Annotated in this window: 8 protein-coding genes; 4 read left to right on the plus strand and 4 right to left on the minus strand. The window is 67.5% G+C overall.

Annotated elements, in window-relative coordinates:
* Window positions 1-3,459: a TM0106 family RecB-like putative nuclease gene (locus ACTWP6_RS06125; RefSeq protein ID WP_260754709.1), complete on the minus strand. Its 3,459-nt coding sequence runs from the start codon at window positions 3,457-3,459 to the stop codon at window positions 1-3.
* 116 nt (window positions 3,460-3,575) lie between these two features.
* A complete protein-coding gene (locus tag ACTWP6_RS06130; protein WP_260754708.1) occupies window positions 3,576-4,142 on the minus strand; it encodes an LppP/LprE family lipoprotein in 567 nt (188 codons plus the stop codon).
* A gap of 90 nt (window positions 4,143-4,232) precedes the next feature.
* Here ACTWP6_RS06130 and ACTWP6_RS06135 point away from each other — a divergent pair, with 90 nt between their 5' ends.
* The 4 genes from ACTWP6_RS06135 (at window position 4,233) to ACTWP6_RS06150 (ending at window position 10,330) form a co-directional block, all read left to right on the plus strand.
* A complete protein-coding gene (locus ACTWP6_RS06135) occupies window positions 4,233-5,918 on the plus strand; it encodes a DEAD/DEAH box helicase (RefSeq protein WP_260754707.1) in 1,686 nt (561 codons plus the stop codon).
* Window positions 5,919-5,938: 20 nt separating this feature from the next.
* Window positions 5,939-7,072, plus strand: coding sequence for an acyltransferase family protein (locus ACTWP6_RS06140; protein ID WP_443187179.1), 1,134 nt, complete (start codon window positions 5,939-5,941; stop codon window positions 7,070-7,072).
* Between the two features lie 70 nt (window positions 7,073-7,142).
* Window positions 7,143-7,859: a siderophore-interacting protein gene (locus ACTWP6_RS06145; RefSeq protein WP_443187137.1), complete on the plus strand. Its 717-nt coding sequence runs from the start codon at window positions 7,143-7,145 to the stop codon at window positions 7,857-7,859.
* Between the two features lie 113 nt (window positions 7,860-7,972).
* Window positions 7,973-10,330, plus strand: coding sequence for an arylsulfatase (locus ACTWP6_RS06150; protein ID WP_443187138.1), 2,358 nt, complete (start codon window positions 7,973-7,975; stop codon window positions 10,328-10,330).
* Window positions 10,331-10,336: 6 nt separating this feature from the next.
* Here ACTWP6_RS06150 and ACTWP6_RS06155 read toward each other — a convergent pair whose 3' ends face one another.
* Window positions 10,337-10,915, minus strand: coding sequence for a TetR/AcrR family transcriptional regulator (locus ACTWP6_RS06155; RefSeq protein ID WP_260754704.1), 579 nt, complete (start codon window positions 10,913-10,915; stop codon window positions 10,337-10,339).
* The gene (locus tag ACTWP6_RS06160) at window positions 10,915-12,168 is read right to left on the minus strand and encodes a cytochrome P450 (RefSeq protein ID WP_443187139.1); all 1,254 of its coding nucleotides are present in this window, start codon (window positions 12,166-12,168) and stop codon (window positions 10,915-10,917) included. Before ACTWP6_RS06160 ends, ACTWP6_RS06155 begins: the two co-directional genes overlap by 1 nt.
* Window positions 12,169-12,199: the final 31 nt, after the last annotated feature.

The raw sequence follows: 12,199 nt of genomic DNA on the forward strand, positions 1-12,199 counted from the left end.
TCACTCCGTGGGTGTATCACATGCCGACAGCGACAGGAACGCGCCCAACTCGCTGAGGCGTTCCGGCGTGCCGGGCAGATATTCGGTGAGGTGGCGCGAGCGCACGATCACGGCAAGGTATTTCGCGCGGCTGACCGCGACGTTGAGGCGATTCCTGTTGAGCAGGAAGGCGATCCCGCGGGGCACGTCGTCCACCGAGGAGGCGGTCATCGACATGAACACCACCGGGGCCTGCTGACCCTGGAACTTGTCGACGGTCCCCGCCCGTACCTCGGTGAGCCCCACCGCATCGAGGTGGCGGCGGACCAGCGTCACCTGCGCGTTGTACGGAGTGACGACGAGGATGTCGCGCTGGGCCAGCGGCCCGGCGCCGTCCTCGTCGGACCATTCGGTACCGAGCAGTCCGGTGATCTCGGCGACGATGGCGGCGGCTTCCTCCGGGCTCTCGGTCGCGTTGCCGAGGTGGTCCAGGGCCAGTGTCCGCACACCCGGCGCGACGCCGGCCAGGCGGCGCGCGGCGGTGACGCTCTCCGCCGACAGCAGCCGTCCGTCGTAGGACAGCCGGGACACGGCCCGGCACACACCGGGATGCATGCGGTAGGAGCGGTCCAGGAAATAGCCCCGCTCGGGCGGCAGGGTGTGGTGGCCGTCGACCAGCCAGCCCAGCGCCGATCCGTCGACTGGTTCGGGATGGGTGCCCTGGCTGACTTGCGGGAGTTGCTGCGGGTCGCCGAGCAGCAGCACGTTGCGCGCCGACTGCGCCACCGCGACGGTGTTGGCCAGGCTGAATTGCCCGGCCTCCTCGATCACCAGCAGATCGAGGCTGTCGCGGGCGATCTTGGCGGCGTTGGCGAAATCCCACGCGGTGCCGCCGACGACGCAGCCGTCCTGGCACAGGAACTGCGCGTAGTCGTCGCGGTCCAGTGCGGTCCACCCGGTGGTGACGGTGTGCAGTTTCTTGCCGACCCGGGCGCCGTCCACGCCGGCCTTCATCACGTCGCCGAACAAGTTCTCCACCACCGCATGCGACTGCGCCACCACCCCGACCCGCCAGCCGTGCCGGTCGACCAGGGTCGCGATCACCTTGCCGGAGGTGTGCGTCTTGCCGGTGCCGGGCGGGCCGTGCACGGCCAGGTACGACGAGTCCAGGTCCAGCAGTGCTGCGGTGATGTCCGCGACGGCATCACCGGTGCGCGGCAGTGCCGAGCCGCTGCGCATCCGGGGCGGCCGGCGCAGCAGGATGTCGGTGAGTGCGTCGGCGGGCAGGTTCGGCAATCCGGCGGCCACCAGTTCCGCGGTCCGGGCGATCGAGTCCTGCAGCTGGGTGGTGCCGATCGGCGGTCCTGGGGTCAGCGCGAACGGCACCTGCGTGAACACCTCGCCGTTCTTGGGCTGCCGCTCGACGACGAGGACCTCGGTCGGCGCTTCCGGGTCGTCGCATTCGGTGACCTTCACCGCGCCGAACGCACGCCGGTCCGGGTCGTCGGACAGCCCGGCCGGCGACGGTGGGTCGTACAGCGCGTACATCTCTGCGGCGATCTCGCCGGCCGCGATCTCGCCGAACAACCGGACGTGCCGCTGCGGCTTGCGCGCCCTCGGCGGCGTGTGCCAGTCGGCAACGATCTCGTGGCGATCGGCGATGAAAACCCCGCTGTCGTCCGCCCATTCGTCGACCGGATTGTTCACCCGGTCGAAGTGCGCCCACCAGAACGGCTTGTCTTCGCGCTTGTGGAAACCCTTGGCAGCGGCGACCATCGCGACCGCGGCCTGCGCCGGGCTGCGGACCTCGATGCCGTCGCCGGCGAACTTGAGCAGTGTGCGCTCGACCCGGTCGGGCGCGGAGTCCGCGGCTTCGCGGCTGCCGGTGGTGGCCGACACCGGCGTCGGCCCCCGTGGCGGCACGCCCGACTCGATGGCGCGGGCCATCAGCCAGTCCCGGAGGCGCCGTGTCGAGCGGCAGTCGTAGCGGTTGTACTCCTCGATCTCCTTGAGCACGGTGGCGGCCTCGTCGGTGCGGCCCTCGTCGCGCAGCTCGCAGTAGCGGGCGTACTCGGTGATCGAGGCGGTGGCATTGGTGACCTCGCCGTCGCGCAGCTCGTTGCCCATGTAGAGCGGCTCCAACGACTTGATGCTGTAGTTCTCGGTGCCCACCCGGATGGTCTTGCGCACCAAGGGGTACAGGTCGACGAGCACACCGTCGCGCAGCAGTTCGTCGATCTCGCGCTCACCTTCGCCGTAACGCCCCGCCAGCCGCAGCAGCGTGCTCTTCTCGTAGGCGGCGTAGTGGTAGATGTGCATACCCGGGTGGCGGCGTCTTCGCTTGCGCACCATGGCGAGGAAATCCTTGAGCGCCTGACGTTCGTCGGGGCGGTTGTGCGCCCAGAACGGATGGAACTCGTCGTTGACCGTCAGCACGCCCCACAGGTACTCAAGCCCCCACTCACGGCCGTCGCCGGTCCACAGCGGGTCGCCCTCGAAATCGAAGAACAGGTCACCCCGGTCGACGTCGGGCAGCACCATCAGCGGCTGCGCGTCGACCAGTTCATACGGCGGCTTGCCGTCCACCCGGTCGGCGAGCTGAAGCCGGGCTTGCGCCGTCAGCGCCGTAACGGTACGAGCGGACAGCTCGGGCACCGGGCCGCGGTGGGCGGCCAGTTCCCGCATGGTGGTGATGTCCGCGTCGAGCAGCCGGGCCCGCTGGCTGACCCGCATTCCGGCGACGAGCAGCAGATCGTCGTGTGCGCGCACCTGCGGCTCACATTCGGAGCACCGGAAGCAGGCCCGGATGTGTTGGTCCTGCCAGCTCACCGGCCGCCCGCCGGACAGGTGGTCGTCGAGCAGCCGCTGCAGCGCGTCCCGCCGCGGCCGGTAGACCGGCAGCAGCTCGTCGACCGGGTAGCTGACGGTGGTGCCGTCGCCGAGCACCAGGTCTACTTCGTCGGCGACGGGAACGCCTGCGGCGGTGAGGGTTTCGGCGTAGGCTGCCATCTGCAGCAGCGCCTCGACCTTGACCGAGCGGGCCAGTTTGGTGTCGCGCAGGCGGTAACGCGGCCGGCCGGGGGTCCTGCCGGGGCCTTGCGGGTCCTCCAGGATCAAAAAGTCGGCGAACCCGACAAACCGGCCATCGAACATCGCGGCCTGATAGATGACCGGTGCCCGGCGTTCGATCGCCTGTCTGGTCTGCTCGGCGGCGGCCGTCAGTCCGGCGACCGTGTACTTGGGCCTGCCGATGATCGCGACGTCGGCCTCGTGCCGGAGGGCATCGAGGTGGCGCTGTTCGTGCTCGTCGCCGAGAGTTGCGGTGCGAGCCAGCAATTCGTCGTCGCCGGACACGGCGGGACCCCATCCCAGCCGCGCGTCGAACGAACGAAGCAGCGCGTACTCACAACGCGCCGCGGCGGCGAGGTCGGAGGCGCTGTAGACGACTCGGACCTCGTCAGCGTCGGTGGCGACGAACACGCAGTCACTGTAGGTGACGCCTCCGACAGCTCGCGGTCCCGCGAAACCGCCACCACGGTAGCGCGCGGCACCGATTCACTACGCTGTGTGCGCTTTCGCGAAACAGCCGCGACAAGCTAGCCGGGCGTGTTGCCGATCAGCTCGACCCCGCTGCCGTTCCACCGAAACTTCACCACGCTGTCCAGCCCGGGCACCCCGCCGGAGTACTTCAGCGCGACGGTGTCACCGGTGCTCTGGGTGGAGTCCAGGCCGTTGAACCCGTAGGTGTCGGGCACCCCGGTCGGGATGAACTTGCCTTGGTGGAACAGCAGCGCGCGGGTGTTCGGGTTCTCCGCGTTGGTGTTGGCTTTGATGATCACCGCGGACAGCTGCGCGCACTCGTTGTAGTTGCCCGCCAACGGCTCGGGGCTCCAGCCCTGGCTGCTGCGCGAGTCGCGTGGCAGCTCGTTGACAGCCCTGGCGATCTCGGGTGCGGCCAGATCGGTCGCGCACGGATCGTCGGCGGGCGCCGGGCCCGGCGGCGGACCGGACGGGGCCGGCGCAGCGGTCGTCGACACCGCGGCGGACGCTCCGGCGCTGGGCTCAGGAGTCTTGGAGACCGTGGAATCCCCGGAGCTGCAGGCGGTGGCGGTCAGCACTGCTGCCCCCAGCAGGAGGGAGCCGATGGTCGCCGCCCTTTTCACAGTTGCGCACCGTACCGGGCCGGGCCCGGGTGCAGGGGAAGGCGCGCAGGGGCGGGAACACCTCGCGACAAGCACTAGACTTCCACCACGATGACGTCGACGAATGCGGAGCCAGAGCCCGCGGACCTGACCTTTGCCGACCTGCGGATACACCCTTCGGTGCTGCAGGCGGTCGCCGACGTCGGCTATGAATCGCCTTCGCCGATCCAGGCGGCCACCATCCCGGCGATGCTGGAAGGGTCCGATGTCGTCGGGCTGGCCCAGACCGGGACGGGCAAGACCGCGGCGTTCGCGATCCCGATCCTGTCCAAGATCGACACCGACAGCCGCCATACCCAGGCCTTGGTCCTGGCCCCCACCCGTGAGCTCGCGCTGCAGGTCGCCGAGGCTTTCGGCCGGTACGGAGCTCACCTGCGGGTCAACGTGCTGCCGGTCTACGGCGGGTCGTCCTACGTGCCGCAGCTGGCGGGTCTCAAGCGCGGCGCCCAGGTCGTCGTGGGCACCCCGGGCCGAGTGATCGACCACCTGGAGAAGGGGAGTCTGGACCTTTCGCACCTGGACTATCTGGTGCTCGACGAGGCCGACGAGATGCTGCAGATGGGCTTCGCCGAGGACGTGGAGCGCATCCTCGCCGACACCCCCGAGTACAAGCAGGTCGCCCTGTTCTCGGCGACGATGCCACCGGCGATCAAGAAGATCACCGCCAAGTATCTGCACGACCCGGTCGAGGTGACGGTCAAGTCGAAGACGCAGACCGCCGAGAACATCACGCAGCGGTACTTCCTGGTGTCGTATCCGCGCAAGATGGACGCGCTGACCCGCCTGCTGGAGACCGAGCAGGGCGACGCGATGATCGTGTTCGTTCGCACCAAGCAGGCCACCGAGGAGGTGGCCGAGAAGCTGAGGGCCCGCGGTTTCGCGGCGGCGGCCATCAACGGCGACATCCCGCAAGCGGTCCGCGAGCGGACCATCTCGCAGCTCAAAGATGGGACCATCGACATCCTGGTCGCCACCGACGTCGCGGCCCGCGGCCTCGACGTCGAACGCATCTCGCATGTGGTGAACTTCGACATCCCGCACGACCCGGAGTCCTATGTGCACCGTATCGGGCGCACCGGACGCGCGGGCAGGTCAGGCACCGCGCTGCTGTTCGTGACGCCGCGGGAACGGCACCTGCTCGGCGCGATCGAGCGGGTGACCCGGCAGAAGCTCGTCGAGTCCGAGCTCCCGTCGGTGGAGGATGTCAACGAGAAGCGGGTCGCGAAGTTCCGTGACTCGATCACCGACGCGCTGGACAAGCCGGGCATCGACCTGTTCCGCACGCTGATCGAGGGCTACGAGCGCGATCACGACGTCCCGATGGCCGACATCGCCGCGGCGCTGGCCCTGCAGAGCCGTGACGGGGCGGAGTTCCTGATGACAGAACCCCCGCCGGAGAAGCGGCGAGAACGACGCGAGCGCGACGGTGAGGATCGGGCACCGCGTAAACCGCGCGAGCGGCGCAGCGACCTGGCGACGTACCGGATCGCGGTCGGCAAGCGGCACAAGGTCGCCCCGGGAGCGATCGTCGGAGCGATCGCCAACGAGGGCGGTCTGCACCGTAGCGATTTCGGGCACATCACCATCAACGTCGACCACTCGCTGGTCGAACTGCCGGCCAAACTGTCGCCCAAGACGCTGAAAGCGCTGGAGAACACCAGGATCCAAGGTCAGCTGATCAGTCTCCAACCCGACCGCGGGCCGAAACCGCATCGGGGGAAGCCCAAGTCCAAGTGACCCTGTCCGACCGGGACCGCCTGTCCCTCGGCGACGACGACGTCGGTGGGCTGGAGTCGGTCACGACGACCGGGCGCGTCGCGTCCCTGACGGGAATCCGCGCGGTCGCCGCGCTGCTGGTGGTGCTCACCCACGCGGCCTACACGACGGGCAAGTACCCGCAGGGCTTTGTGGGCCTCGTGTATTCGCGCATGGAGATCGGGGTGCCGATCTTCTTCGTGCTGTCGGGCTTCCTATTGTTCCTGCCCTGGGTGAAGGCGGCACACGCCGGTGATGCGCCTCCGTCGGTGCGCCGCTACGCCTGGCACCGAGTTCGGCGGATCATGCCCGCCTACGTCGTCACCGTCCTGGCCGCGTACCTGGTCTATCACTTCCGCACGGCGGGCCCGAATCCCGGACACACCTGGGAGGGCCTGTTCCGCAACCTCACCCTGACCCAGATCTACACCGACAACTATCTGTATTCCTTTCTGCATCAAGGCCTTACCCAGATGTGGAGTCTGGCCGTCGAGGTCGCGTTCTACGTGGCGCTCCCGGTGCTGGCCTACCTGCTGCTGGTGGTGCTGTGCCGGCGGCGGTGGCGTCCGGTCCTGTTGCTGACCGGCCTCGCGGCACTGGCTCTGGTGTCGCCGGCGTGGATGTGGTTGGTGCACAGCACGACGTTCCTGCCCGACGGGGCCAAACTGTGGCTGCCCGGATACCTGGCGTGGTTCGTCGGCGGCATGGTGTTGGCGGCGCTGCAGCCGTTGGGGGTCCGGGCTTACGCGCTGGCGTGTGTGCCGCTGGCGTTGATCTGCTACCTGATCGCGTCGACCCCGATCGCCGGTGAACCCACGACCTCGCCGGCGGAGCTGCGGGAGGCCTTGGCCAAGACGGTGTTCTACGCCGTGATCGCCACTCTGGTGGTGGCACCGCTGGCGCTGACCGACCGGGGCTGGTACCCGCGCCTGATGGCCAGCCGGCCGATGGTGTTCCTCGGTGAGATCTCCTACGAGATCTTCCTGATCCACCTCGTCACCATGGAACTGGTCATGGTGGAGATCCTGCGCTACCCGATCTACACCGGGTCGGTGTGGTTGCTGTTCTTCGGCACGCTCGCGGTGACGATCCCGCCGGCGTGGCTGTTGCACCGTTTCACCCGCGTCCGGTCTTGAGGAAGGGCCGGGCTCACCGATCAAGTTAGGTTACGCTTACCTGACACAGGGATCGAGGGGTGATGAGTCCATGACGGACACCAGGAAGTCGCGCGGATTCGCGGGCGCGGTGCTCAAGCTGTTGCGCGCCGGGGACTATGAGCTCACGGTCACCGGGCGGACCCAGGTCAGCCCGCATTACCTGCGGCTGAGTTTCCAGGCCGGCGGCCTGCTCACGGACCGTGCGCTGCACCCGACGATGTGGGTCCGGATGTGGTTCTCCGACGGCGACAAGCTGCATCAGCGGGGGTACACCCTGGTCAACCCCGATCCGCAGCACGACACCGTCGACGTCGAGTTCGCGCTGCACGACGGCGTCGCATCCCGCTGGGCCGAACAGGCCCAGCCGGGCGACACCATCGAGGTCACCGTGCTGGGCAGCAACTTCGCGCTGCCCGACCCGCGCCCGGCCGGCTATGTGATCGTCGGCGACACCGCGTCGCTGCCGGCGGTCAACTCGCTGCTCGACGCGATCGGCGACGCGCCCGCCCAGATCTTCCTGGAGGCTGCGCACGACGACGACCGGCAGCTCCCGGTGCGGCGCAGCGCCGACGTGACGTGGGTGGACCGCAAGAACGACGGCGAGGCGCTGGTGTCGGCGGTGGCCGCCTCGGCGTTCGACGCCTCCGACCGCTTCGGCTGGGTGGCCTGCGACAACCGCACCACCCGAGCGGTGGCCAAGCTGCTGCGGGAGGACTACAAGATTGCGCGCAAATCCATCAAGGCGCAGGCCTACTGGGTGGCGTGAGCTGTCGATGACCAGCTGGTGACGGCCTGTCGGCGAAGACGTCAATACCGGGCGTCGGCCGCGCTGACGCTGCGGAGAACCCAAGAAGCGTGGTTCCAGGACGGAGGGCAGCCTTGTCCGATTCAGTAGCGGATCCGGTGCGGCGGGACATCCTGCCGATCCCGGATCCCCAACATGTCGGATTGACGACATACGACGCCAAGGATCCGGACACCACCTATCCGCCGATCACGACGCTGCGGCCGCCCGAAGGCGCGCCCAATGTGCTGATCGTCCTGCTGGATGACGTCGGATTCGGCGCAAGCTCGGCGTTCGGTGGGCCGTGCCAGACCCCGACCGCCGAGCGGTTGGCGGCGAACGGTCTCAAGCTCAACAGGTTCCACACCACCGCTTTGTGTTCTCCGACGCGTCAGGCCCTGCTCACGGGTCGCAATCACCACTCCGTCGGCATGGGTGGTGTCACCGAGATCGCCACGTCGGCGCCGGGCTACTCCAGTATCCGGCCCAAGGACAAGGCTCCGGTGGCGGAAACACTTCGGCTCAATGGCTATTCGACCAGTCAGTTCGGCAAGTGCCACGAGGTGCCGGTTTGGGAGGTGTCGCCGGTCGGGCCGTTCCACCAGTGGCCGACCGGATCAGGGTTCGAGCACTTCTACGGGTTCATCGGGGGAGAGGCCAACCAGTACTACCCCGGACTGTACGAAGGCACCAAGCCGGTCGAACCCGAGAAGACTCCAGAACAGGGTTACACCCTCACCGAGGACCTGGCCGATCGCGCGATCACTTGGGTGCGCCAGCAGCAGGCGCTCACACCGGACAAGCCGTTCTTCATGTACTTCGCCCCCGGCGCCACGCACGCTCCGCACCACGTACCCCGGCAATGGTCCGACAAGTACAAGGGGAAATTCGACGACGGCTGGGACGTGTTGCGGGAGAACATGCTCGTCAACCAGAAAGCGCTCGGCGTCGTCCCCGACGACGCGGTGTTGACTGCGCGCCACGACGAGATACCCGCGTGGGACGACATGCCCGCCGAGCTCAAACCGGTGCTCGCGCGGCAGATGGAAATCTACGCCGGCTTCCTCGAACAGACTGACCACGAGGTCGGCCGGCTGATCCACGCGATCGACGAACTCGGCGCGCTCGACAACACGCTGATCTACTACATCATCGGTGACAACGGGGCCTCGGCCGAGGGCACGCCGAACGGCTGCTTCAACGAGATGTGCACCCTCAACGGGCTGGCCGGCATCGAGACGCCGGAGTTCCTGTTGTCGAAGATCGACGACTTCGGCACACCCGACGCCTACAACCACTACGCCGTCGGTTGGGCGCATGCGTTGTGCGGACCGTATCAATGGACCAAGCAGGTGGCGTCGCACTGGGGCGGCACCCGCAACGGGACCATCGTGGTTTGGCCGAACGGGATTGCGGCCAAGGGAGAGACCCGAGATCAGTTCCACCATGTGATCGACGTGGTGCCGACGATCCTTGAGGCCGCAAAACTCCCGGCGCCGACAGTGGTGAACAGCATCCAGCAGGCCCCGCTCGAGGGGGTCAGCATGATGTCCACGCTGCGGGATCGCGACGCCGCGGAGACGCACACCGTGCAGTATTTCGAGATGTTCGGCAACCGCGGGATCTACCACAAGGGCTGGACAGCGGTGACCAAGCACCGGACCCCGTGGATGGCCGACCAGCCGTCGCTCGACGAGGACATCTGGGAGCTCTACGCTCCGCAAGACTGGACCCAGGCACACGACCTGGCAGCGGAGCAACCGGAGAGACTTGCCGCGCTGCAACGTCTTTGGCTGATCGAAGCTGTCAAGTACAACGTCGTGCCTCTGGACGACCGGTCGTTCGAACGGTTCAATCCGGACATCGCCGGGCGCCCACAGTTGATCAAGGGCACGACCCAGACGCTGTTCTCCGGAATGCGGCTGCTGGAGAACTGCGTACTGAACATCAAGAACAAGTCGCATGCGGTAACCGCGGTGATCTCCGTGCCGGACGGAGGGGCCGAAGGTGTCATCGTCAGTCAGGGTGGCGGCGTGGGCGGTTGGTGCATGTACGCCCACGAGAAGCGGCTGAAGTACTGCTACAACTTTTTCGGTATCGAGTACTTCTACGTGACCGCGGACAGTCCCATTCCGCCGGGCCGGCATCACGTCGGATTCGAGTTCGTCTACGACGGAGGAGGTCTCGGTAAGGGCGGAAGCGTCACCCTCTACTGCGACGAAAAGCCGGTCGGGAGCGGACGAGTCGAGCGGACCGAGCCCTTGGCGTTCTCGGCCGACGAGGCCTGTGATGTCGGCTCCGACACCGGCTCACCGACGTCCCCGGATTATGGCCCGCAGGGTAATGGATTCAACGGTCGCATCGATTGGGTGAAGATCGACATCGGCCCGGACAGCCACGACCATCTCATCACCGCCCAGGACAGGTTCACCATCTCGATGGCGCGGCAATAGCCGGATTCACTGCGTGGCCTGAGCCGGCAGCACGATCGGCACCACGAACTCCTCGAGCATGCTGCGCTCGTCGGCCTCATCGCGGCCGGGGAACACCAGCAGCGACGTCATCACGCGCACCAGCCACCGCGCCCGGTGCGCGACCAGATGTGATTCGTCGGGCCCGAGCGAGATCACGAACGCCTCGGTGAGTGCTTTGATCACCTCGGACTGTTCGGCCATCTCTCCGCCGATGGGGCGCTGGGCGGTGGCGAACCACGATGCCAGAGCTGGACTCTGGCGTACGTTCTGCAGCGAGGCCAGCATGCCCTCGATCAGCCGTTCCCGCGGATCGGTGAAGGACATGACGTGGTCGGTCATCTCGCGGTAGAGCCGGTAGGCCTCACGGTGTACGTAGGCGGTGTAGAGCGCCTCGCGATTTTCGAAGTAGCGATACAGCGTGGCTCGGGAACATCCTGCCGCCGAGGCGATTTCATGCATACCGACCGTGGCTGCCGGTTGTTCGGCGAACAGTTCGCCGGCCGCGTCCAGGATGCGGTCGGCGGCCACCTCGGTGCGGCGGGCCGCCAGCCAGTCTCCAGCCATCAGCCCGTTACCGTGAACGGCACCGACAGGGGCCGTCGGACGTAAGAACCGCCGGCCCAGGTGATCCCAGACTCGTCGACCTCGAACTCCGGGATTCGGGTCAGCAACTCGGTCAGCGCCACCCGCGACTGCATCCGCGCCGCGGCGGCGCCCAGGCAATGGTGTGCCCCATGGCTAAAGGTCAGGATGTTGCGGGGCCGGCGGGTGACGTCGAGTTCACCGGCGTCGTCGCCGTACTGGCGTTCGTCGCGGTTGCCCGACCCGTACAGGAACATCACCCGACGGCCTTCCGGAATCGTGACGTCGCCGATCGTGACCTCACGCGTCACCGTGCGGCCCAGCATCTGTACCGGGGAGGTCAGCCGGAGGAACTCGTCGATGGCGTCGGGGATCAGGGTGGGGTCGCCGCTGAGCAGGGCGCGCTGGTCGGGGCGCTGGTGCAGCAGTTGCACCGATCCGCCCAGCATGCCGGTGGTGGTGTCGTTGCCGCCGGTGACCATCGTGAACGTGAACGCCAGAATCGACAGCACCCCGGAGATGTCGCCGTCGGAGCCGACACCGGCGGCCACCAGATGCGACACCGTGTCGTCCTCGGGGTCGGTGCGGCGCCGTTCGATGAGTGCGGTGAAATAGGCCATCATCTCGCCGAGTGCGTCCCCGACCGTCTCCAGCGCTCCAGCAAGACCGCCCACGCTGGTGTTGGCCGCCACGATGGCGTCGGTCCAGCCGTCGAACTTGGCCCGATCCTCGTCCGGCACACCGAGATAGTGGGCGACGACCATCGACGGCAGCGGCTTGAACAGCTCGGCGACGATGTCTCCACCGCCGTTGGCCTTGAGGCGTTCGATCCGTTCGACGACGTACGCGCGGACCTTGGGCTCGACCGCCTCGACCTGGCGCGGAGTGAAGCCCCGCGCAACCAGCTTGCGGAACTCGGTGTGCACCGGCGGATCCTGCATCACCATCGGCGGGTTGTCGGCCAGCCCGATCAGGTCCAGCTCGCCGTAGTTGACGGTCAGCCCGAGCGCCGAGGAGAACGTCTGGTGGTCGCGGGCGGCGGCCCAGATGTCGGCATGCCGGGACAGGACGTAATAGTCACCCGGTTCGGCAGCGTCCAGGCGGTCCTGCGGGACGACGTGGTGCACCGGGTCGCGATCGCGCAGCGCCCGGTACATCGGCCATGGATTCTGCCAGCTGTCCGCGTCGGCGAGCACGAACCGGGCAGGGGAGTTCTGAGACAAAGTCGCAGTCATGTCTTATGGGTACGACAATTGCCAGTGAATG

It is taken from the genome of Mycobacterium sp. 4D054 (assembly GCF_052245755.1).
Lineage (GTDB): Bacteria > Actinomycetota > Actinomycetes > Mycobacteriales > Mycobacteriaceae > Mycobacterium.